The 22,837-nt window shown below is 62.4% G+C and carries 16 protein-coding genes; 12 read left to right on the top strand and 4 right to left on the bottom strand.

Annotated features, from left to right (window positions below; genetic code table 11):
- Window positions 1–177: 177 nt before the first annotated feature.
- Together AB5Y94_RS10980 and AB5Y94_RS10975 are read left to right on the top strand one after the other, a co-directional pair.
- Window positions 178–2,334 (top strand): AsmA family protein, encoded by a 2,157-nt coding sequence (locus AB5Y94_RS10980; RefSeq protein ID WP_368205503.1) that lies wholly within the window; start codon window positions 178–180, stop codon window positions 2,332–2,334.
- Between the two features lie 152 nt (window positions 2,335–2,486).
- On the top strand, window positions 2,487–3,023 hold the full coding sequence (locus tag AB5Y94_RS10975) for a GNAT family N-acetyltransferase (protein WP_065017301.1): 537 nt from the start codon (window positions 2,487–2,489) through the stop codon (window positions 3,021–3,023).
- A gap of 60 nt (window positions 3,024–3,083) precedes the next feature.
- On the opposite strand, the gene AB5Y94_RS10970 is transcribed toward AB5Y94_RS10975, so the two are convergent.
- The 4 genes from AB5Y94_RS10970 to AB5Y94_RS10955 form a co-directional block, all read right to left on the bottom strand.
- Complete coding sequence (locus AB5Y94_RS10970; RefSeq protein WP_026139109.1) at window positions 3,084–4,175, bottom strand: type I restriction endonuclease; 1,092 nt, start codon at window positions 4,173–4,175, stop codon at window positions 3,084–3,086.
- Between the two features lie 246 nt (window positions 4,176–4,421).
- Complete coding sequence (gene glnE, locus AB5Y94_RS10965) at window positions 4,422–7,295, bottom strand: bifunctional [glutamate--ammonia ligase]-adenylyl-L-tyrosine phosphorylase/[glutamate--ammonia-ligase] adenylyltransferase (protein ID WP_368205502.1); 2,874 nt, start codon at window positions 7,293–7,295, stop codon at window positions 4,422–4,424.
- Window positions 7,296–7,425: 130 nt separating this feature from the next.
- Window positions 7,426–7,866: a GNAT family N-acetyltransferase gene (locus AB5Y94_RS10960; protein ID WP_368205501.1), complete on the bottom strand. Its 441-nt coding sequence runs from the start codon at window positions 7,864–7,866 to the stop codon at window positions 7,426–7,428.
- Between the two features lie 171 nt (window positions 7,867–8,037).
- A complete protein-coding gene (locus AB5Y94_RS10955; protein ID WP_368205500.1) occupies window positions 8,038–9,288 on the bottom strand; it encodes a methyl-accepting chemotaxis protein in 1,251 nt (416 codons plus the stop codon).
- A gap of 31 nt (window positions 9,289–9,319) precedes the next feature.
- Here AB5Y94_RS10955 and AB5Y94_RS10950 point away from each other — a divergent pair, with 31 nt between their 5' ends.
- The 10 genes from AB5Y94_RS10950 (at window position 9,320) to AB5Y94_RS10905 (ending at window position 22,651) form a co-directional block, all read left to right on the top strand.
- Window positions 9,320–10,141 carry a potassium channel family protein gene (locus AB5Y94_RS10950; RefSeq protein WP_017782385.1) on the top strand — a complete coding sequence of 274 codons (822 nt, stop codon included), beginning with the start codon at window positions 9,320–9,322 and terminating at the stop codon, window positions 10,139–10,141.
- A 152-nt stretch (window positions 10,142–10,293) separates the two neighbouring features.
- Window positions 10,294–10,899: a TIGR04211 family SH3 domain-containing protein gene (locus tag AB5Y94_RS10945; RefSeq protein WP_216973871.1), complete on the top strand. Its 606-nt coding sequence runs from the start codon at window positions 10,294–10,296 to the stop codon at window positions 10,897–10,899.
- Between the two features lie 269 nt (window positions 10,900–11,168).
- Window positions 11,169–14,333 carry a bifunctional proline dehydrogenase/L-glutamate gamma-semialdehyde dehydrogenase PutA gene (gene putA / locus AB5Y94_RS10940; protein ID WP_368205499.1) on the top strand — a complete coding sequence of 1,055 codons (3,165 nt, stop codon included), beginning with the start codon at window positions 11,169–11,171 and terminating at the stop codon, window positions 14,331–14,333.
- 200 nt (window positions 14,334–14,533) lie between these two features.
- On the top strand, window positions 14,534–15,313 hold the full coding sequence (nudC, locus tag AB5Y94_RS10935) for an NAD(+) diphosphatase (RefSeq protein WP_368205498.1): 780 nt from the start codon (window positions 14,534–14,536) through the stop codon (window positions 15,311–15,313).
- Window positions 15,314–15,468: 155 nt separating this feature from the next.
- Window positions 15,469–16,536, top strand: coding sequence for a uroporphyrinogen decarboxylase (gene hemE, locus AB5Y94_RS10930; protein ID WP_010635049.1), 1,068 nt, complete (start codon window positions 15,469–15,471; stop codon window positions 16,534–16,536).
- 181 nt (window positions 16,537–16,717) lie between these two features.
- The gene (locus tag AB5Y94_RS10925) at window positions 16,718–17,647 is read left to right on the top strand and encodes an ROK family protein (RefSeq protein WP_017764770.1); all 930 of its coding nucleotides are present in this window, start codon (window positions 16,718–16,720) and stop codon (window positions 17,645–17,647) included.
- Window positions 17,648–17,696: 49 nt separating this feature from the next.
- Entirely contained in the window at window positions 17,697–18,707 is a 1,011-nt protein-coding gene (gene epd, locus AB5Y94_RS10920) for an erythrose-4-phosphate dehydrogenase (RefSeq protein ID WP_010635047.1), read from the top strand.
- Between the two features lie 62 nt (window positions 18,708–18,769).
- Window positions 18,770–19,933, top strand: coding sequence for a phosphoglycerate kinase (locus tag AB5Y94_RS10915; protein ID WP_005309339.1), 1,164 nt, complete (start codon window positions 18,770–18,772; stop codon window positions 19,931–19,933).
- Between the two features lie 115 nt (window positions 19,934–20,048).
- A complete protein-coding gene (fbaA, locus tag AB5Y94_RS10910; protein ID WP_005309342.1) occupies window positions 20,049–21,128 on the top strand; it encodes a class II fructose-bisphosphate aldolase in 1,080 nt (359 codons plus the stop codon).
- Window positions 21,129–21,349: 221 nt separating this feature from the next.
- Entirely contained in the window at window positions 21,350–22,651 is a 1,302-nt protein-coding gene (locus AB5Y94_RS10905; RefSeq protein WP_258120072.1) for an FAD-binding oxidoreductase, read from the top strand.
- Window positions 22,652–22,837: the final 186 nt, after the last annotated feature.

The following is a 22,837-nucleotide window of genomic DNA, read 5'->3' as shown; positions in this document are numbered from 1 at the left end:
AGCCATCCACCATCCACTATCATCAGGGCCCTGCGGGGCCCTTTTTATTGCCGCGCGTTTGAACGCCGACCTGCGACCATCCCTGTCTCGCCGGCGGCCCGTTTTGGCAGACGGGCCCCATCTGTTATCCCCCCGGTGGTATAGTCAGTCACAAGATCCGCATTCAAGGAGTTCATCGTGAAGAAGATCATCTACATCCTGCTGGGGTTGGCGCTGGCGGCCGTGGTGGCCATCACCGCCCTGGTGTCCCTCATCGACCCCAATCAGTTCAAGCCTCAGCTGGTGGATCAGGTGCGCAAGAGCACCGGCCGCGAGCTGGTGATACAAGGAGATATCGGCTGGCGCTTCTGGCCGAGCCTTGGCCTCTCTCTCGAGAAGGTGGCGCTGCGCAACCCCGCCGGTTTCGCCGAGCCCGACCTGGTGCGCTTCGAGCGCGGGGAGGCCTCGGTGGGCCTGCTGCCGCTGCTCTCCCACAAGCTTGAGATAGGCAAGGTGACCCTGAGCGGCGCCCACCTGTTTATCCAGACCAGGGCTGACGGCAGCTCCAACCTGAGCGATCTCATCAAGACGACCAAACAGGGGGCGGATGCCTCGCCAGCGGGCGAGAGTCAGCCGGCTGCCCCGGCCGCCAGTGACAAGCAGCCCTGGCAGATCAGCCTGCAGGGGGTGGAGCTGCAACAGGCCAGCGCCCTGCTGCAGGACGATCGCAACGGCACCGTCTCCCGCCTCGAACAGCTGGACCTGAACCTGGGTCAGCTGGTGGTGGATCAGTGGGTGCCGGTGACCCTGGCCGCCAAGGGGGCCCAGGGGGAGCTGGCCTTTGATCTCAAGGGGCAGGCCCAGCTCAAGCTGGCCCAGGATGAGAGCCGCAGCGAACTCAAGGATCTCAGCCTGGAGGGGAGCCTGAAGGACCCGGTGCAGCGGCTGGATGCTTTCTCCCTCAAGGCCGATCGGCTGGCGCTGGGAGAGTGGAGCAGCCTCACCCTCACTCTGCAAGGTGCCCAGGGGACGGCGGACAAGCCGACCCTGGCCGGCACCCTGGAGGGAACCCTCAAGGCGCGGCTCGATGAGAACCGGCAACTGCTGGAGATATCGGATGCCGTGCTGGCCGCCAAGCTGAGCGGCGATGCCCTGCCGCGCCCGCAACTGCAGGTGAAGCTGGCAGGCTTTGCCCGTGCCGAGCTCGACAAGCAGAGCGTGACCCTGACCAACCTGGTGATGGGGGTGGATGACGCCCTGCTGAGTGGCAACGGCAGCGTGCAGCTGGGCGCCGTGCCTAGGGTGGAATTCGACCTCAAGGGAGAGGCACTGGATCTTGACGGCTGGCTCGGTCAGCCGGCCAAGGCCGCGCCCGCCGCGGCCAGTTCGGGCGCTGCAGCCCCGGCCGGGACGACGGCGCAGGCCGCCGCCCCCGCCGCCAAGGCGCTCTCCACGGCCGAACCGGATCTGACCGCCCTCAAGTCGGTGGATCTGGCCGGCCGGTTGCAGCTGGGCAGTGTGCGGTTGAAGGGACTGGATCTGAGCGCCGTCGACCTGCAGCTCGCCCTGGCCGGTGGCCAGCTCACCCTCAAGCAGTTCAGCGCCGGCGTGGCCGGTGGCAAGGTGACGGCCAGCGGCGTGCTCGATGCGCGGCAAAAGCCGGCTCGCTATCAGGCCCACAAGCGGGTACAGGGGGTCGATGTGCGGCCGCTGCTGCAGACCCTGGCCCAGACCGATCTGCTGGAGGGCAAGGGGGATCTCGAGGTCGAGGTGCAGGGGGCCGGCCTCTCCGAACTGGCGCTGCGCAGCCGGATGCAGGGCAAGGTGAACCTCAAGTTGAGCGATGGTGCCCTGCACGGCATCAACCTGGCTGAGATGATCCGCGAGGCACGGGCCACCCTGACCGGCAAGGGGGCGGATCAGGTGAAGGAGGCGCGCAAGACCGACTTCAGCGCCCTCACCGCCAGCTTCCGGATTGCCGACGGGGTCGCCCAGAGCGACGACATCCAGCTGTTCGCCCCCGCTCTGCGGGTGAAGGGGCAGGGCCAGACCGCTCTGGTGCCGGAGACCCTCGACTTCCTGTTCCTCACCTCCGTGGTGGAGAGCAGCAAGGGGCAGGGGGGCAAGGATGTGGACGAGCTTAAGGACATCACCATACCGGTGCGCATCGGCGGCCACTGGCAGGCGCCGAGTTACCGGCTCGACGTGAAGGCACTGCTCAGCAACAACAAGCTGCTGGAGGAGAAGGCCCGCAAGGAGGCCGAGCGCGGTCTCAAAAAGCTGCTGGGTGACAAGGCCGACAACGAAGGGGTGAAGGGAGTGGCCGATCAGCTGCTCAAGGGCCTGTTCAAATAGCCTAGCCCTGTTGTTTTATCGCCATGCAGAGCCCGCCCCGTGCGGGCTCTGTGCGTTTTGGCCGGGAGGCGGGGACGCGCCGGTAGTGAAAGAGAGGGGTGTTTGGGCCGGATAAAGATGGTATCACTGTGGTTTTACCAAGGAGCAGATGAATGAGTCGAAGTGAAATCGCAAGAGAGATATCCCATCCGGACTGGCCACTGGTCTGGCAGATCTACGGCAGCAGCTTTCCCCGCTACGAACAGCGCCAGCCGCAGCATCAGCAACGCAAGATGGGAGACTCCCGCTTTCACTGTCAGCTCTTTTATCAGGGCGAGCAGCTGCTCGGCTTTATCTTCTGGTGGGACTGCGGTGAGCAGATCTACATCGAGCATCTGGCCATCAACCCGGCCCTGCGCGGCCAGAACCACGGCTCACGCCTGCTTGCCGCCTTCTGCGAGACGGCGGGGCGCCCGGTCATCCTGGAGATAGATCCGCCAGAGGACGAGATTTCCCTTCGTCGGCTGCGCTTCTACCAGTCGCTGGGTTTTTGCCTGAACGAGCATGACCACGTGCACCCGCCCTATCAGCCAGATTGCGAGGGACATGCGCTGCGGGTGCTGAGCTATCCGGCCCCGCTCGACAAGGAGGATTATCTGCGTTTCAACAAGGTGCTGGTGGAGACAGTGATGGATCACGGCCCGGCCTGAATCAGTGACAGGCACTCTATTGTGAAGTGAAGGGGGAGGTCTCTCCCCCTGATAGCAGGATTATTCGTAGACGGCAGTAGTATGAAGCAGTTGATCTGCAAAAGTGAAAATCTCATCTATTGAGCCAATCGGATGTCGAGTTTCTTTCTTTTCCTCATCAAACAGGCCTATATATTTTTGGCGAGAGTTAAAATGTAATCTGCAAAGTGGTTTCCGGTTATTGTCATCCAGCAGGATTCCAAAATAACTTTGAGTATCTCTGGGGGCAATCCTGGCGACATCAAATTGCTGTCTGAGTATTGCTTTAACCACATTGAACGCTTCCATTTCTTCAATAGTGGTGTCTACTCTGGATTTTTCTTTATTGTTATCATTTTCGCTGTTGTCACCAGGCAGATCGCTCTCTGAGATTGATGAGACAGTTGAAGTACTGACACTATTACCTATTGCAGACTTCAATCTTGCATTGATGCTATCGTTGAGGAATTGGTTCAGTGCTTTCTTGCTGATATCAGTGAACGACTGCTTCACCCTGGCTGTCAGTACGCCATCATAAATACGAGATGCAAAGAATTTGACGAAATCCTCTTCTGGAGAAGCAAATTGCTCGGCAAGTAGTTTTTTGATCTGGCTAAGATATTTAAGTTCTCCTGCAGCATCAACAACGGACTCAACATCGAAGGCGGTTTTAGTCAGTTTTAATACCTCAGGAACGACATGCTCATCTATGTCCTCAAGATCCAATGTTAGAAATGGCTTTTCATCCATTTTATTTGGTGCATCCAGGTCGGTATAAAATTCATACTGAGCACCATTGGTGAGAATGCCAATTCTGGCATTGGTGACCGAGAAATAACGAAAGAGTTGGCCTGAATGTTTTGCAGACAGCTTTTCACTATATTTTTTACATTCAACAAGAATTTGAATCTGGCCATCCTTCAGAATGGCATAGTCAACCTTTTCTCCCTTTTTGATACCGGTATCTGCGGTGAACTCGGGGATTACCTCGGTGGGGTCAAAGACATCATAACCGAGAACACGATTGAGAAATGGCATGACAAAGGCATTTTTGGTCGCTTCTTCAGTAGTGATCATCGATGCTTGTTGCGCAATTTTTTTGGATAGACTCTGTAGCTGTTCTGAAAAATCCATTTCTTCCTCTCTGTATGGCGGCAAGGTGGTACTTTTTAACGCTATATTCCCCTCCATCATTTCCGGGCTGAATAATGGAGACTGGATACCCATAACCTCTGCTTATATTCAGCAAAGTGCCATACGATTCCAAGGTTTGTATGCCTGAAACAGGATCTAGCTCACCGCTATTGAGTTTTATGTGAAGAATATTTGGCTCATTGTCGCAAAGAGCAATTAAAAGGGGCGCCTCGGCGCCCCTGCTGTTTACTCCCCCAGCAGCTGTTGCCAGACCGCCAGCACATGGCCTCGTTCGGTCAGCAACTGGTCGTCTCCCACCTTGCGGGAGACCTCCGAGAGGTTGAGGCGATGACCGAGGTTGCGGATCTCCAGATAGGCGTGCTTGAGCCCCTCCGCCTGCTCCAGGGTCAGCACCCCCGCCAGCACGCACTCGTCGAAGATGCGCACGTTATCGGACCAGCGGGTGAGCGCCTCGGGTTCGCCGCAGGCGTGGGCCAGTACCAGGTACTGGGCGATGAACTCGATGTCCACCATGCCGCCGGGGGATTGCTTGAGATCGAACTCTCCAGCGCCCGCTTTCAGCAGGTGGTCCCGCATCTTGTGGCGCATCTCGCGCACCTCGCGGGCCAGGGTCGGCAGGTCGCGTTCCTTGGCCAGCACGGCGCGGCGGATGCGGGCAAACTCGGCGATCACCGCCTCATCGCCATAGATGGGACGGGCCCGCACCAGCGCCTGATGCTCCCAGGTCCAGGCCTCGTTTTGTTGATACAGCTCGTAGGCTGACAGCGACGAGACCAGCAGGCCCGAATCGCCGGAGGGGCGCAGCCGCATGTCGATCTCGTAGAGGATGCCGGACGGGGTGCGGGTGCTGAACAGGTGCAGGATCCGCTGGGCCAGACGCAGGTAGAACTGGCGGCTGTCGATGGGCTTGCGACCATCCGTGTAGCTGTTGGGGTCGCCGCCGTGCAGGAACACCAAGTCGAGATCCGAGCCGTAGCCCAGCTCGATGCCGCCCAGCTTGCCATAGGCCACCACCGCAAAGCCGCGCTGGCCGCTCACCGCCACCTCGGGCGGCACCCCGTAGCGCTCGCTCATCTGGGCCCAGGCCTGATTGACCACCTCCTCGGTGATCGCCTCCGCCAGCCAGGTGAGGTGGTCGCTCACCTTCATCAGCGGCAGGGCGCCGGCGATGTCGGCCGCCACGATGCGCAGTAGTTGCACCTGCTTGAACTGGCGCAGCGCCTCCATCTGCTGCTCCACATCCTCTTCGGGGATGCGCAGCAGGAACTGGCGCAGCTGGGGCTTGTACTGATCGAGCGGGGTGGGGTGGTAGAGGTGCTGCGGGTCGAGCAGCTCGTCCAGCAAAATCGGGTAGCGGGCCAGCTGCTCGCTCACCAGATGGCTGGCGTCACACAGCCGCACCAGCTGGCGCAGGGCGCCCGGGTTCTCCGCCAGCAGCTGCAGATAGGCGCTGCGGGTGAAGATGCGGGTCAGCAGCTCGCACACCCGCTCGAACAGGCGGGCAGGTTGCTCGCTGGCGACCACCAGTCGCAGCAGCTCCGGCATCAGCCAGTCCAGCGCGATACGCCCCTGCGGCCCCACCTGCCGGCGCTTGTACTCCTCCTTGAAGCGCAGCAGGGCACCGCAGAGCGGGGCGGGCTCGGCCACCCCCTGCGCGGTCAGCAGTTCTTCCAGCTCGGCGGCGTCGAGCTCGGTGCGCCACAGATCGAGCCAGAGCTGCTCCAGATGGGCGGGTGCCTCCTTCTCTTCCCCCACCACGGCGGCGAACTCCTGATGGACGGCGGCCATCTCCTCATCCAGATGGGCCATGAAGGCACCCCAGTCCGTAAAGCCGAGGGCGGTGACGAGCCGCTGGCGATCCCGCTCCTCGGTGGGCAGGGTCTGGGTCTGCTGATCGCCGATCTCCTGCAAGATGTTCTCGACCCGGCGCAGGAAGCGATAGGCCGTCAGCAGGCGGTCGCAGTGGTCGGCTTCGAGGGCGCCGCACCGGGCGATGGCGGCCAGTGCCTCCGGCAGATGGCGCACCCGCAGTGCCGGCTCACGCCCGCCACGAATAAGCTGCAGCGCCTGGGCGATGAACTCCACCTCGCGAATGCCGCCAGCCCCCAGCTTGATGTTGCCCTCCAGCCCCTTGCGGCGCACCTCGGCGGCGATCATCGCCTTCATCTGACGCAGGCCGTCGATGACGCCGAAGTCGATATAGCGGCGAAACACGAAGGGGCGCAGCATCTCGGCCAGCTCCACCGCGTGTTCGCACTGGGGCCCCAGTACCCGCGCCTTGACCATGGCGTAACGCTCCCAGTTGCGGCCGTGGTGCTGGTAGTAATCCTCCATGGCGGCAAACGAGATGGCGAGCGGCCCCGCGTCGCCAAAGGGGCGCAGCCGCATGTCGACCCGAAACACCTGGCCGTCGACCGTGCTCTGGTGCAGGGCGTTGATGATGCGCTGGCCCAGCTTGATGAAGAATTGCTGGTTGGCGAGCTCGCGCCGTCCGCCCACCGTGTAGCCGTTCTCGGGGAAGGTGAAGATAAGGTCGATGTCGGAGGAGAAGTTGAGCTCGCCGCCCCCCAGCTTGCCCATGCCGAGGATCAGCAGCGGCTGCGGGTTGCCGTTGCCATCCATCGGGGTGCCCAGCTCGCCACACTGCTTGGCGTAGAGCCAGTCGCGGGCAGAGCAGATGAGCGTATCCGCCAGTTTGGTGAGGTGGATAAAGCTCTCTTCCACTTCGGCGTGGCCCAGCAGCTCGCGCCAGGCGATCACCAGCATGCGGCTGCGGCGGAACTGGCGCAGGATGCGCTTGAGCGCCTCCTCGTCGTCCACCTCGGCCAGCAGGGCGGTCAGATCGTGCTGGTAGGCGGGCCAGCGCTCGGCCTGATCCAGATCTCCGGAGGCGAGCAGCTCGGTCAGCAATTCCGGCTGTTTGCAGAGAGAGTCGGCGACAAAATCGGAGAGGCCGAGCAGGGTCAGCAGGGTCTGGCGCACCGGCTCGGGCAGCGTGCCGTAGTCGGGGGCCAGTTCAGTCAGCCGTTGCCAGTGGCGCTGGGCCAGCTCCTGCAGCAGGGGGGAGAAGGCGGAGAAAGAGGGAGAGTGCTGGGCCACGGTTGCCGTCCTTGTGATTAACGAAACTGCCGGATAAAAAGCTGGCTGCCAATCTAGCACTGTCGGGCCCCCGCGTCACAGCGCAGGGGCGAGAAGCATGATCCGGCGGGAATTATCGGCAGCCGACCATTCAGGTGCGCTGGTAGATATCGGGGTGGTAGATCTCCATCAGGCTGCCGGGGCTTGCTGGCGGCACGAAGCCGAAACCGGCGTAGAGGCCGTGGGCATCGGAGGTGGCGAGGGAGAGGCGACGCAATCCCTGCAGCTCGGGATGGTCGAGTATGGCTGCCACCAGTGCCTTGCTGTAGCCGCGGCCGCGATACTCTGGCAGCACGAACACGTCGGCCAGATAGCCGAAGGTGGCCCGGTCTGTGATGACCCGGGCGAAGGCGACCTGCTGAGCGCCGAGGTAGCCGCCAAAGCAGAGCGAATGGTTGATGGCCCGCTGCAGGGTGGCAAGGGGAATGCCGCGACACCAGTAGGCCTGTTCAGACAGGAAACGGTGGATCAGCGGCACGTCGAGCCGCCCCTGGTCGGCGCTGATTTCAAGCGCAAGTACTGTGGTCTGCATCCTGGCTCCTTGCCGCGATGAAAAAAGAAAGGCCCCTCGTGGGGGCCTTCCAGTCTAACCGGATTGCGGCGTTCAACAACAGCGGCCCTATGTCAGGCCAGTTTGAGGGGCTGGATAATGAGTGCTGTCCAGGGGCTGGCCCATCTCTTCCTGTCTGTGAGATGACGCCCGTCAGGCCAGCTTGAAGGCCTGAATATGGGTATCCAGGGTCTGGCTGTGGCGCTCCACCAGTTCGGAAGCCTCCTGCAGCTCGCGCAGCACCACGACGGAACCCTCCACCACCTGCTTGACCTGCTCCAGGTTGCCGCTCATCTCCTCGGCCACCGAGCTCTGCTGCTCGGAGGCGGCGGCGATCTGGCGGTTCATGTCGGCCACCCCCTGTACCCGTTGCACTATGGTGGCGAGCTGGTCGCCGGCCTGGGTCACCTGCTCCACTCCCTTGTCGGCCTGCAGCACGCTCTGGGCCATCAGCTCGGCCGCCTGGCGGGCGTTGCCCTGCAGCTGCTCGATCATCTTCTGGATCTCGACGGTGGCGGCCTGGGCCCGGTTGGCCAGCTCCCGTACCTCGGAGGCGACCACCGCGAAGCCACGGCCCGCCTCACCGGCGCGGGCGGCTTCGATGGCGGCGTTGAGCGCCAGCAGGTTGGTCTGCTCCGAGATGCCGCGAATGGTGTCGACCACTGAGCCTATCTGATCGACCCCCTGTTCCACCTGGTTGACCACGGTGGAGGAGCGTTGAATGTTGCCGGAGAGGGTGTCGATGGTGTTGACGGTGGCAGCCACGCAGCGGCTCCCCTCTTCCGCCAGCTGGCTGGTTTCGGCAGTGGCGTGGGAGGCCTGCTCCGCATGGGCGGCCACCTCGCGGATGGCGCCCACCATCTGGCTCATGGCGCTGGCCAGCTGCTCAATCTGGGTGAACTCCTCGCTGATGGCCTCGTTGGCCTCCTCCATGCAAAGGGTCACCTGGGAGGCGATGTCGTTGAGCTCCTTGCAGGCGACGCGCTGGGTGCCGAATACCTCCTTGAGGTTCTCTTGGGAGTGGGCCACCGCCTTGGCGATGTCGCCGAATTCGTCACGGGACTTGAGCAGCACCCGGTGGCTCAGATCCTTGCGGGCAAAGCGTTCCAGCAGGCCCACCAGATAGTGCACCTGCTTGACCATCAGGCGCGAGCCGGTCAGCAGCAGTACCACGAAGACCAGCCCCATGATGGCGGTCTCCATCAGCCCGGTCCAGAGCAGGCTGTTGGCGATGGTGTCTGCCTTGTCGGGGGCGATCCCTTCGCTGAGCAGGGTGGTTTCCAGATTGCTGGCGTCGAACCAGAGCTTGATCAGCAGCAGCACAGTACTGAACACCATGAGCAGTACCACTTTGGGTACCAGCCGGATATTGCTCATTCGCTTCTCCAGCGGGTTTAACTGCATAATATTTCTCCTTTTAATGACCGGTTTTCCTTTGTCCTCAGGGCTATCGGCATTATCTTCCTTTTTATTAATTCGCACCGTGCCTAAAGTGGGAAAATGTATGCGCCATCACTTAACTCATCTACGCGCCATGGATCTGTTGATGGCGTTTCTGTCGGTGATCTCGGTTGTGCTGGTCACGGCCCGCTGGTGGGGTCATCAAACCCTGGCCCCCCAGACCCTGCAGCTCTTCTATGACGTCGACAGCCTGATCTGCTACTTCTTCCTCGGTCACTTCGCCTATGGCTGGATCCGGGCCCCCGACCGGATGGCCTTCTTCAAGGCCAACTGGTTCTATCTGCCGGGCAGTCTGCCCATGGTGGAGCAGCTGCGCTGGGCCCGACTCATCCAGTTGTGGCGGATCTACCAGCTGCTGCGGGATCAGCCGGATCTGCTGGCCATGTTTCGCCGCGAGCGCAACGAGACCACCCTCTCCGGCATCCTGTTTCTGTTCTTCCTGCTGCTGGGGGTGGGGTCAGGGGTGATGTACTGGGTCGAGTCGGGCCAGCCCGGCAGCCAGATCCAGACTCCCTACGATGCCTTCTGGTGGACGCTGGTGACCCTCTCCACCGTGGGGTATGGCGATCTGGTGCCCAAGACGGAGGAGGGGCGCTTCGTCGCCAGCCTGCTGATCCTGTTCGGGGTCGGTCTGTTCGGTGCCATCAGCGGTTTCATGGCCAGCCTGTTCCTGCAGCCGGGACGGGGGGATGCGGAGCTGGAGAAGTGGCGCCATCACCAGAGCGCACAGCAGGATCTGCTGCTGCAGGAGCTGCGAGCCCTGCGGGCCGAAGTGAAGGCACTGAAACAGAAATAGGCAGCGGCGTCCGGAATGGTCGCGTCGCGATAGAGACAAGTTGCGAGCCACCTCTCAGCTCGGGGGGGAGCCCTTTTCTTTGCTTGTCCTTTGACCCGCCGGCGGCTTAACATTCGCCAGTCACCTAACCAAACGAAGAGAACCGATCGACCATGCGCGCCCTTCTCGGGATCCTGATCTGCTTGTGTGCCCAACAGGCACTGGCCGATACCCGCTATGTTTCAGACAACATCTTTACCTTTATTCACAATGGTCCGGGCACCCAGTACCGGATCCTTGGCAGCGTCAAGGCGGGTGAGCCGCTGGACGTCAAGACAGTGAACAACGAGGCCGGTTTTACCCAGGTGGTGGACGGTCGCGGCCGTGAGGGCTGGATCAAGAGCAGCGAGTTGCAGGGCGAGATCAGCCTGCGCGAGCGGCTGCCCCAGGTACAGAAAGAGCTGGAGGAGGCCAAGGCCCGCCTGCTGAACCTCAACGGTGACAACGAGAAACGCTTCGCCGAGAAGGATGGCAAGATCGCCGAGCAGAGCAAGGAGATCGCCACCCTCAAGGCCCAGTTGGCCAGCCAGGGCGAGGAGATGGGCAACCTCAAGGAACAGAACGATGCCCTGACCCAGAGCTACGACAACCAGGAGCACGATATGCAGATGGACTGGTTCATCCGCGGTGGTGCCATGGTGGGTGGCGGCATCCTGCTTGGCATCCTGCTGCCCATGCTGCCCCGTCGTCGCAGTCGCGGTGATCGCTGGATGAACTGACAACCGCTGTCGGCAGCAGAGTGAAGGGTCGCCATGGCGACCCTTCTTTTTTGCCTTGCGAAAAATTGTATACAAAATAAGGCGATGAATTTTGCCTGGTAGGCATATGGCGCCGATATAGTGCGCCATATGAGCCAATCAGCGATCTTTGTTAATAACAGGCAACAATTTCATTTCATCTATGGGTTGATATTGTATACATTATCGGCGTTTCGGCGGCACGACCGCCTTCGTCGATATCAGCCCTAGGGCGTACAGGAAGACCCCATATGTTCAAAGCTACCCAAGTGCTTGCCGCTGACTACATTCCCTCCGATCTGGCCGCCCTGCGCGAAGCCATCACCCAGAACTACGTGGTGGATGAAAATGCCTATCTGGCCGAACTGTCGGCCATGCTGCCGGGGGATGGCGCCTCGCTGGAACGGGTGACCCAGCGTGCCCGCACCCTGGTGACCAAGGTGCGCAAGGAGAGCGGCTCCGGCGACGGCATCGACGCCTTCCTGCAGGAGTACAGCCTGGATACTCAGGAGGGGATCATCCTGATGTGCCTGGCGGAGGCGCTGCTGCGCATTCCCGATGCCGAGACCGCCGATGCCCTGATCAAGGACAAGCTCTCCGGCGCCAACTGGTCGTCCCATTTTCGCAAGAGCGACTCCACCCTGGTGAACGCCTCCACCTGGGGGCTGATGCTGACCGGCAAGATCATCAAGCTGGACAAGAAGCTGGACGGCAACCCGGCGAACCTGCTGGGCCGCATGGTCAACAAGCTGGGGGAGCCGGTGGTGCGCTCCGCCATGTACGCCGCCATGAAGATCATGGGCAAGCAGTTCGTGCTGGGGCGCGACATGAAGGAAGCCCTCAAGGCGAGCCGCAAGTCCCGCGAGAAGGGTTACACCCACACCTATGACATGCTGGGGGAGTCCGCCCTGACCCTGGCCGATGCCGACAAGTATTTCGGTGACTACCAGCGCGCTATCGAGGCGGTGGGCGGCGAGCGCATCAGCGACGGCGGCCCGGCCCCCTCCATCTCCATCAAGCTGTCGGCGCTGCATCCGCGTTATGACGTGGCCAACCGCGAGCGGGTGCTCGGCGAGATGTGCGAGCGGCTGGTGGGACTGGTGCGTCTGGCCCGCGACAAGGACGTGGCCATCAGCATCGATGCCGAAGAGATGGACCGCCTCGAGCTCTCCCTGGACTTGTTCGAGCAGCTCTACCGCTCCGACGCCAACCGTGGCTGGGGCAAGCTCGGCATGGTGGTGCAGGCCTACTCCAAGCGCGCCCTGCCGGTACTCTGCTGGCTCACCGCGCTGGCCCGCGAGCTGGGAGATATCATTCCGGTACGTCTGGTGAAGGGCGCCTACTGGGACAGCGAGCTGAAATATGCCCAGCAGGCCGGCCTGCCCGGCTACCCGCTGTTTACCCGCAAGGCGGGTACCGACATCTCCTACCTCGCCTGCGCCCGCTATCTGCTGAGCGAGCCGACCCGCGGCTTCATCTCGCCCCAGTTCGCCACCCACAACGCCAATACCGTGGTCAGCATTCTGGAGATGGCCGGCGATCGCCAGTTCGAATTCCAGCGCCTGCACGGCATGGGAGAGGAGCTGCACAACGCGGTACTGAACGAGCAGCCAGGTCTGCACTGCCGCATCTATGCGCCTGTGGGTGCCCACAAGGATCTGCTGCCCTATCTGGTGCGCCGCCTGCTGGAGAACGGGGCCAACACCTCCTTTGTCCACAAGCTGGTGGACCCCAACACCCCGGTCGACTCTTTGGCCGAGCACCCGCTGCGCACCCTCAAGCGCTACTCCAGTCTGGCCAACGACCGCATTCCACAGCCGGTGAACCTGTTCAGCGACCGCAAGAACTCCAGCGGCGTCAACATGAACATCGTCTCCATCCAGCGCCCCTTCTTCGCCAAGTTGAAGGAGCTGGAGAGCAAGCAGTGGCTGGCGGGCCCCATCGTCGATGGCGAGACCCTCAAGCGCAACGAGGCCCGCGTGGTGCTGAGCCCGCAGGATGTGAGCCAGCTAGTGGGCAAGATCCACTGGGCCGACGAGCAGGCGGTGGAGCAGGCGCTGGCCTCGGCCCATGCCGCCTTCCCGCGCTGGCGCGAGACCCCGGTGAGCGAGCGTGCAGCCGCCCTTGAGAAGCTGGCGGATCTGCTGGAAGCGAACCGCGAGCAGTTCATCTCCTTGTGTACCCGCGAGGCGGGCAAGTTGCTGCAGGACGGCATCGACGAGGTGCGCGAGGCGGTGGACTTCTGCCGCTACTACGCGGTGCAGGCCCGTGGCCTGATGGGGCAGGCTACCCTGCTGCCCGGCTACACCGGCGAGATGAACGAGCTGTTCCTGCAGGGCCGCGGCGTGTTTGTCTGCATCAGCCCGTGGAACTTCCCGCTGGCGATTTTCCTGGGCCAGGTCGCCGCGGCACTGGCCACCGGCAACACAGTCATCGCCAAGCCGGCCGAGCAGACCGGCCTCATCGCCCACCTGGCGGTGACCCTGGCTCATCAGGCCGGCATTCCCGGTGACGTGCTGCAACTGCTGCCGGGTGACGGCGCCACCGTGGGTGCCAAGCTGACGGCGGATGCCCGCATCGGCGGCGTCTGCTTCACCGGCTCCACCGAGACCGCCAAGCTCATCAACATGACCCTGGCCCAGCGCGATGGCGCCATCCTGCCGCTTATCGCCGAGACCGGTGGCCAGAACGCTATGATCGTCGACTCCACCGCCCTGCCGGAGCAGGTGGTGCGCGACGTGGTGAGCGCCGCCTTCCAGAGCGCCGGCCAGCGCTGCTCCGCCCTGCGGGTGCTCTACCTGCAAGAAGAGATCGCGCCGCGGGTGCTGGAGATCCTCACCGGTGCCCTGCAGGAGCTCAAAGTGGGCAACCCGGCCGAGCACAACACCGACGTCGGCCCGGTCATCGACGCCGAGGCCAAGGCCGGGCTGGATGCACACCTGGTGCACATGATCCCGCGTGCCCGCCTGATCGCGCAGGCGCCGATGCCGGCGGTGACCCTGGGGGGCCACTTCGTCCAGCCGACCGCGCTGGAGATCGGCTCCATCCGCGAGCTGACCCGCGAGCAGTTCGGCCCCATCCTGCACGTGGTGCGCTACGCCGCCCGGGATCTGGACAAGGTGATCGCGGATATCAACGGCACCGGTTACGGCCTGACGCTGGGGATCCACAGCCGCAACGAATCCCATGCCGAGGAGCTGGCGAGCCGCATCAATGTGGGCAACGTCTACATCAACCGCAACCAGATCGGCGCCATGGTCGGGGTGCAGCCGTTCGGCGGGCAGGGCCTCTCCGGCACCGGTCCCAAGGCGGGCGGCCCTCATTACCTGAGCCGTTTCATTACCGAGAAGACTCGCACCATCAACACCACGGCGGTGGGCGGCAACGCCTCCCTGCTGGCGATGGGCGATGCCTGATCGACCGAGACCGACATCAGGCCGCCTGCGGGCGGCGTTTTTCATGGGCATTCTCATGGGTATTGAAAAGCCGCCATCTTGGGGTCGCCACCCGGCTTGCCGCGCCTTAATATGGTGGCCGGTTGTCGCTTTCATCCGTCACCGCCGCCCAGCCCCGGGCGCGCATCCCGACCGACGTCACAACAAAGAGTGCTGCATCTATGCCATTAACCGAACAGGCCCGCTGGTTCGTGCTGGGGGGCGATCACCTCGTCCTGCTGGATGACCAGGGGCGCATTCCACAAGGCCCCCGCGCCTGTCTGCCCAGCCACCTGCAGCATGCCGCCTTTGAGCGCTTTGACGAGTGGGACGGGCTGCCCTGCCTGCTGCTGGATCTGGGGGAAGAGGCGGACCTCGCACCCCTGACCCCGCTGCGCCAGCTGATGGTGGCCGGGGATGAAGAGGGATTTCGCCTGGCCGGCCGCGCCTGGCAGCTCGCCACCTTTCGCCGCACCCACCGTTTCTGCGGCGAGTGCGGCGCCCCCATGAGCCCGAAGGTGGGAGAGTGGGCGCAAGGGTGTCGCCATGGCCACGTCGTCTATCCGCGCATCTCCCCCTGCATCATCGTGGCGGTGCGCAAGGGACCCGCCATCTTGCTGGCGGCCCACCGCCGTCACTATCAGGCCGACGATCCCATGTATACCGTGCTGGCGGGTTTTGTGGAGGCGGGGGAGAACCTCGAGCAGTGCGTGGCGCGGGAGGTGTTCGAGGAGAGCGGCATCCGGGTGACCAACGTGCGTTACGTGGCGAGCCAGCCCTGGCCGTTTCCCCACAGCCTGATGATGGGCTTCACCGCCGATTATGAGAGCGGCGAGATCCGGGTGCAGGACGAGGAGCTGGTGGCCGCCGATTTCTTCGAGGCAGGTGAACTGCCACGGCTGCCGCCTCACGGCACCATAGCCCGGCGGCTCATCACGCTTTGCCTCGACGACCAGGCCTGAGGGATGCCACGAGGGATGCAAAGAGGAGCGCTTGTTTGCGCCCCTTCACATCTTTGCACTCCAACGGCAGTGGCTGGCGTTTGAGCCGCCCCCCGCCGCGCACAAAGTGGTATCATATCCGCCATTTTATGCTGGATATGAACTCAGGAACTGGGATGAAAGAGCTGAAGAACGATCGTTACCTGCGTGCCCTGCTGCGCCAGGAAGTGGACATGACCCCGGTATGGATGATGCGCCAGGCTGGCCGCTATCTGCCGGAATACAAGGCCACCCGCGCCCAGGCGGGGGATTTCATGTCCCTGTGCCGCAACGCCGAGCTGGCTTGTGAAGTCACCCTGCAGCCGCTGCGCCGCTATCCGCTCGATGCCGCCATCCTCTTCTCCGACATCCTCACCGTGCCCGATGCCATGGGGCTGGGTCTCTACTTCGAACAGGGCGAAGGCCCGCGCTTCGAGCGTCCGATCACCTCCATGGCCGACGTGCAGGCGCTGCCGGTGCCGGATCCGGAAGACGAGCTGGGCTACGTGATGAACGCGGTGCGTACCATCCGCCGTGAGCTCAAGGGCGAAGTGCCGCTCATCGGCTTCTCCGGCAGCCCCTGGACCCTGGCCACCTACATGGTGGAGGGGGGCAGCTCCAAGGCGTTCACCAAGATCAAGCAGATGATGTACGCAGAGCCGCAGACTCTGCACCTGCTGCTCGACAAGCTGGCCGACAGCGTGATTGCCTATCTCAACGCCCAGATCAAGGCGGGTGCCCAGGCAGTCATGGTGTTCGATACCTGGGGCGGCGTGCTCACCCCACGCGATTACCGCGACTTCTCCCTGCAGTACATGCACAAGATCGTCGACGGCCTGATCCGCGAGCATGACGGTCGCCGCGTGCCGGTCACCCTGTTTACCAAGAACGGTGGTCAGTGGCTGGAGCAGATCGCCGCCACCGGTTGCGATGCGCTGGGTCTGGACTGGACTACCGACATCGCGGACGCCAAGCGCCGGGTTGGCGACAAGGTGGCGCTGCAGGGCAACATGGACCCCTCCATGCTCTACGCCAGCCCGGCCCGCATCCGTGAAGAGGTCGCCTCCATCCTGGCCGGTTTCGGTCACGGCAACGGCCACGTTTTCAACCTGGGTCACGGCATCCATCAGGATGTGAACCCGGAGCATGCCGGCGTGTTCGTCAACGCGGTACATGAGCTGTCAGCACAGTACCACGGCCGCTGAGCGCCGCCGACAACACAATGAACAACGGGGCCTGCGGGCCCCGTTTTGCTGCCTGCGGCGGGGGCTGCATCCTGACCGCCGCTCGGGTTACACTGCAACCCGGTAGAGGGCGGTCGACTTCAGGCGGGCACGGCAGCGTGCACCCCGGAGCTGGCGCCCTGCGGTCATGGCTGGAGGCAGGATGAGCAACAGGTTGTTGGATTGGGGTATCGACCTTGGCGGTACCAAGTGCGAGTGCGTGGTACTGGACGGGGACGAGGTGCTGCTGCGCCATCGCATTCCCACCGAGCGTGCCGGCGGTTATGACCACATGATCGGCCAGATCGCCAAGCTGGTGGCAGAGTGCGCCGACAAGCTCGGCCAGCGGCCGACCCTCATCGGCATGGGGACGCCGGGGGCGCGGGATCCGCAAACCGGCCTGATGAAGAACTGCAACACCACCGAGCTCAACGGCAAGCCGTTCAAGGAAGATCTGGAGCGCCGGCTCGGCGTGCCCGTGCTGATCGCCAACGACGCCAACTGCTTCGCGCTGGCGGAAACCCATCTGGGAGCCGTGCGCCAGCACCACCCTGATGCCAAGGTAGTGTTCGGCATCATCATGGGCACCGGAGTGGGCTCCGGCATCGTCATCAACGGCCGCATCCTCAACGGCCACCACGGCATCGCCGGCGAGTGGGGCCACAACGTGCTTTCACCCGACGGCCCCGAGTGCTACTGCGGCAAGCGGGGCTGCGTCGAGACCTTCATCAGCGGCCCGGCGCTGGAGGCCTGGTACGAAGCCAAGGCCAAGCGTCACCTGCCGCTGGCCAAGATAGCGGCGGCGACGGCTCACGACCACGTGGCCAAGCTCACCATCGACCGGCTGCATCTGCTGTTTGGCCAGGCGCTGGCCAACGTGGTCAACATCCTGGATCCGGACGTGATCGTCATCGGCGGCGGGGTGGGCAACGTGCAGAGCCTGTACAGTGTGGGACGGGAGACTATTTTGCCCTTCCTCTTTAATCCCCGCTTCGCCACCCCCATTATTGCTCCAGCCCTGGGGGACAGCGCCGGGGTATTCGGGGCGGCACTGCTGGCCCGCGGTGAATTTCAGGATGCCCTGCTGTCGTGAGTCAGCCATCCGCTTGTCCCTTTGTCCCAGCTAAGGACCCAGAGTTTTCATGATCAAGATTGCCATCAACGGGTACGGGCGGATCGGCCGCAACGTGCTGCGGGCCCTCTACGAGAGCGGCCGCGACAAGAACATCAAGATAGTGGCCATCAACGAGCTGGCTGCCCCCGAGGCCATGGTGCACCTGACCCGCTTCGACACCAGTCACGGTCGGTTCCACCATCCGGTGCAGCTGGCCGGCAACAGCATGCTGGTGGGGGAGGATCTCATCTCCCTGTTCGCCGAGCGGGATCCGTCGCGCTTGCCGTGGCGGGCGCTGGGGGTGGACGTGGTGCTGGACTGCACCGGGGTGTTCGGCTCGCGAGCCGATGCCGAGCTGCATCTGGCGGCGGGGGCGGGCAAGGTGTTGTTCTCCCATCCGGCCGAGGCGGATGTGGACGCCACCATCGTCTACGGAGTCAACCATCAGGTGTTGACCGGGCGCGAGCGGATCGTCTCGAACGCCTCCTGCACCACCAACTGCGTGGTCCCCGTCATCGAAACATTGCATCGAGAATTCGAGATAAATTGTGGTACTATTACGACAATTCATTCGGCCATGCATGATCAGCAAGTCATCGATGCCTACCACAGCGACTTGCGCCGAACCCGCGCCGCCAGCCAGTCCATCATCCCGGTGGATACCAAGCTGGCCAAGGGGTTGGAGCGGATCCTCCCCCACTTCGCCGGCAAATTCGAGGCGATCGCGGTACGGGTACCGACCATCAATGTAACGGCAATGGATCTCAGTATTACTGTTCGTAAAAAAGTGACGGTTACTGACGTAAATCAAGCCCTGCAACGGGCATCCAGAGGTACATTAAGCGGTATTCTGGATTACACGGAAGAGCCACTGGTCTCCGTAGACTTTAATCATGATGCTCACTCCTGCATCATTGATGGTACCCAGACCCGGGTCAGCGATGCCAACCTCGTCAAGATGTTGATGTGGTGTGATAACGAATGGGGCTTCGCCAACCGCATGCTGGATACCACCCGGGCCATGATGGCCGCAGGCTGAGAGCCTGCACCGGGCGCAAGGTTACTGTTTTTAACATTACCTGAAAATATAGAGGACTGAATATGTCTGTTATCAAGATGACTGACCTGGATCTGGCGGGCAAACGCGTTCTGATCCGTGCTGACCTGAACGTGCCGGTAAAAGACGGCAAGGTCACCTCCGATGCACGTATCGTGGCGACTCTGCCGACCATCAAGCTGGCTCTGGAAAAGGGCGCCAAGCTGATGATCACCTCCCACCTGGGTCGTCCGACCGAGGGTGAATACAACGAAGAATTCTCCCTGGCTCCGGTTGTCAACTATCTGAAAGACGCACTGTCCTGCCCGGTTCGTCTGGCCAAAGACTACCTGGATGGCGTAGAAGTCGCCGCCGGTGAGCTGGTTGTGCTGGAAAACTGCCGCTTCAACAAAGGCGAGAAGAAGAACACCGAAGAGCTGGCCAAAAAATACGCCGCCCTGTGTGACGTCTTTGTAATGGATGCGTTCGGTACTGCTCACCGTGCCGAAGGTTCCACCTACGGTGTGGCACAGTTCGCACCGGTTGCCTGTGCCGGCCCGCTGCTGGCTGGTGAACTGGAAGCCCTGGGCAAAGCCATGCTGAAGCCCGAGCGCCCGATGGTTGCCATCGTTGGCGGCTCCAAGGTCTCCACCAAGCTGACCGTACTGGAATCCCTCTCCAAGATCGCTGACCAGCTGGTGGTTGGTGGTGGCATCGCCAACACCTTCATCGCTGCTGCCGGTCACAACGTCGGCAAGTCCCTGTGCGAGCACGACCTGATCGACACCGCCAAGAAACTGGCTGCCGAAACCAATATCCCGGTGACCACCGACGTGGTTGTGGGTGCCGAGTTCTCCGAGTCCACCCCGGCCACCATCAAGTCCGTTGCTGACGTGACCGACGGCGACATGATCTTCGACATCGGCCCTGACTCTGCCAAGGCCCTGGCCGACATCATCATGAATGCCAAGACCATCCTGTGGAACGGCCCGGTCGGCGTGTTCGAGTTCGACCAGTTCGCCAAGGGTACCGAAGTGATCGCTCGTGCCATCGCTGAATCCCCGGCCTTCTCCATCGCTGGCGGTGGTGACACCCTGGCCGCCATCGACAAGTTCGGCATCGCCGACAAGGTCTCCTACATCTCCACCGGTGGCGGCGCCTTCCTGGAGTTCGTAGAAGGCAAGGTACTGCCGGCTGTTGCGATTCTGGAACAGCGCGCCAAAGCCTAATTGACCCGAGACGGGGGGCAAAAGCCTCCCGTTTCGTTTATCATGTGGCCGCTGTGCCGGTTCATGATGAACCCCCCATTTTTTATTAACGGCATACGAGACAGGACGATTAAACATGTCTAAGAAAATTTTCGACTTCGTAAAACCGGGCGTGATCACTGGTGATGACGTTCAGAAAGTGTTCGCCATCGCGAAAGAGAACGGCTTCGCTCTGCCGGCAGTCAACTGCGTCGGTACCGACTCCGTGAACGCCGTGCTGGAAGCTGCCGCCAAGGTGAAAGCGCCGGTTATCGTTCAGTTCTCCAACGGTGGTGCTGCATTCACCGCTGGTAAGGGTCTGAAGCTGGAAGGTCAGCAGGCTGCCATCATCGGTGCCATCTCCGGTGCCAAGCACGTGCACGCCGTTGCCGAAGCTTACGGTGTACCGGTCATCCTGCACACCGACCACGCTGCCAAAAAGCTGCTGCCGTGGATCGACGGTCTGCTGGAAGCGGGCGAGAAGCACTTCGCTGAAACCGGCAAGCCGCTGTTCTCCTCCCACATGCTGGATCTGTCCGAAGAGTCTCTGGAAGAGAACATCGACATCTGCTGCGAGTACCTGACCCGCATGGCCAAGATGAACATGACTCTGGAACTGGAACTGGGTTGCACCGGCGGCGAAGAAGACGGCGTCGACAACAGCCACATGGATCAGTCCGCTCTGTACACCCAGCCGGAAGACGTGGCCTACGCCTACGAGCGTCTGTCCAAGATCAGCCCGCGCTTCACCATCGCTGCCTCCTTCGGCAACGTGCACGGTGTCTACAAGCCGGGTAACGTCAAGCTGACCCCGTCCATCCTGGACGCTTCCCAGAAGTACGTGTCCGAGAAGTTCGGCATCCCGGCCAAGTCTCTGGACTTCGTATTCCACGGTGGCTCAGGCTCCACTCTGGAAGAGATCCGCGAGTCCATCTCCTACGGCGTAGTGAAGATGAACATCGACACCGACACCCAGTGGGCGACCTGGGAAGGCATCCTGGACTTCTACAAGACCAACGAAGCCTACCTGCAAGGTCAGCTGGGCAACCCGGAAGGTGCCGACAAGCCGAACAAGAAGTTCTACGATCCGCGCGTATGGCTGCGTGCCGGTCAGACTTCCATGATCAAGCGTCTGGAACAGGCTTTCTCCGACCTGAACGCCATCAACGTACTGTAATTCGTTACAGCACCTTGATTGCATGAAAAGGCGCCCTGCGGGGCGCCTTTTGCATGAGTGCGGATCGCGATGGGCGGTCGACTCGTGACAAGGCGTCCTTTGGGACGCCTTTTGCATTTCTGTGATCCCGGCGGGCTGGATTGGCGACGGGGGCCTGCGTATTATCGATGACAGGCCGTTTATTTTAGTAAACGCAACGGGACCAGGGCAGGATGCTGAACATGCAGGGAAAGCACAACACACATCAGGAACACGTGGCCTCCTATTACGCGGCCACCCGCAATGACAATCAGCAGTGGCCCGAGCTCAGCGGGGAGTGCAATGCCGAGGTCTGCATCATAGGCGGCGGCTTCACCGGTCTCAATACCGCCATCAATCTGGCCGAGGCGGGCTACAAGGTGGTGCTGCTGGAAGCCAACCGTATCGGCTGGGGCGCCTCCGGGCGCAACGGCGGTCAGCTCATCCGTGGCATCGGCCACGACACCAGTCAGTTCGCCCGCTGGATTGGTGAAGAGGGCGTGCGCGAGCTGGATCTGATGGGGCTGGCGGCGGTCGAGCTGGTGCGCGAGCGAGTCGAGCGCTTCAACATCGACTGCGACCTGCGCTGGGGTTACTGCGATCTGGCCACCCGCCAGCGCCATCTGGCCGGGTTTGCAGAGGAGGCGGCACACCTGGCGAGCCTCGGCTACCGGCACGAGCTGAAACTGGTGGCGCGCGAAGATATGCATAGCGTGGTGGGATCGGATCGCTACATCGGCGGCATGATCGACATGGGCTCCGGCCACCTGCACCCTCTCAATCTGGCGCTGGGTGAGGCGCGCGCGGCGGCCAGCCTGGGGGTGGCGCTGTTTGAGCATTCCCGGGTGGTGCACATCGACTATGGCGATCGGCTGCAGGTCACCACGGCCCACGGCCGGGTCAGCGCCGACTACCTGGTGATCGGCTGCAACGCTTATCTTAACGACCTCAACCCCGAGCTGGGGGGCAAGGTGCTGCCGGCGGGCTCCTACATCCTCGCCACCGAGGTGCTGGAGAAACGGCTGCGCCAGCGGTTGCTGCCGCAAAACATGGCGGTGTGCGATCAGAACGTGGCGCTCGACTACTACCGCCTCTCCGCCGACGGCCGCCTGCTGTTTGGCGGGGCCTGCAACTACTCGGGACGGGATCCTCGCGACATCAAGGCCTTCATGCTGCCCAAGCTGCTGCGGGTGTTTCCCGAGCTGGCGGAGACCGCCATCGAGTTCCAGTGGGGCGGCATGATAGGCATAGGGGCCAACCGGCTGCCCCAGATCGGCCGCCTGGCGGATCATCCCAACGTCTTCTATGCCCAGGCCTATTCCGGCCACGGCCTCAACGCTACCCATATGGCGGGCAAGCTGGTGGCAGAGGCGATCAGGGGGGAGAGCCGGGGGCTGGATCTGTTTGGCCGCGTGCCGCACATGACCTTCCCCGGCGGCCCGGCGCTGCGTTCGCCCTTGCTGGCGCTCGGCATGCTCTGGTACCGCTTCAAGGATCTGTTCTAAGCGAGTCAGGGCTTGCCACGGCTCGGCAAGCGGTTGCCGCCCCGTTTGCCGGCCAGCCGGATTTATCCTGCTGTTGCCTCGCTTTATAGTCGGAGTTGTCAAAAATCCATCGTGCGCCAATTTCTTGTGCTGATCAGAGGAACACACCGGATTGGCGCGGGGTTTGCCATCTGTGAACGGGGTTCG

Source organism: Aeromonas sp. s5, from assembly GCF_040907865.1.
Lineage (GTDB): Bacteria > Pseudomonadota > Gammaproteobacteria > Enterobacterales > Aeromonadaceae > Aeromonas > Aeromonas dhakensis.
This window is presented reverse-complemented; position numbering and strand designations above follow the sequence as displayed.

Coding starts and splice junctions, on each gene's coding strand:
- nudC (WP_368205498.1), top strand. CDS start 14,534: ATGCCATTAACCGAACAGGCCCGCTGGTTCGTGCTGGGGGGCGATCAC.
- AB5Y94_RS10960 (WP_368205501.1), bottom strand. CDS start 7,866: ATGCAGACCACAGTACTTGCGCTTGAAATCAGCGCCGACCAGGGGCGG.
- AB5Y94_RS10955 (WP_368205500.1), bottom strand. CDS start 9,288: ATGCAGTTAAACCCGCTGGAGAAGCGAATGAGCAATATCCGGCTGGTA.
- AB5Y94_RS10945 (WP_216973871.1), top strand. CDS start 10,294: ATGCGCGCCCTTCTCGGGATCCTGATCTGCTTGTGTGCCCAACAGGCA.
- AB5Y94_RS10915 (WP_005309339.1), top strand. CDS start 18,770: ATGTCTGTTATCAAGATGACTGACCTGGATCTGGCGGGCAAACGCGTT.
- AB5Y94_RS10975 (WP_065017301.1), top strand. CDS start 2,487: ATGAGTCGAAGTGAAATCGCAAGAGAGATATCCCATCCGGACTGGCCA.
- fbaA (WP_005309342.1), top strand. CDS start 20,049: ATGTCTAAGAAAATTTTCGACTTCGTAAAACCGGGCGTGATCACTGGT.
- AB5Y94_RS10970 (WP_026139109.1), bottom strand. CDS start 4,175: ATGGATTTTTCAGAACAGCTACAGAGTCTATCCAAAAAAATTGCGCAA.
- AB5Y94_RS10905 (WP_258120072.1), top strand. CDS start 21,350: ATGCAGGGAAAGCACAACACACATCAGGAACACGTGGCCTCCTATTAC.
- putA (WP_368205499.1), top strand. CDS start 11,169: ATGTTCAAAGCTACCCAAGTGCTTGCCGCTGACTACATTCCCTCCGAT.
- epd (WP_010635047.1), top strand. CDS start 17,697: ATGATCAAGATTGCCATCAACGGGTACGGGCGGATCGGCCGCAACGTG.
- hemE (WP_010635049.1), top strand. CDS start 15,469: ATGAAAGAGCTGAAGAACGATCGTTACCTGCGTGCCCTGCTGCGCCAG.
- AB5Y94_RS10925 (WP_017764770.1), top strand. CDS start 16,718: ATGAGCAACAGGTTGTTGGATTGGGGTATCGACCTTGGCGGTACCAAG.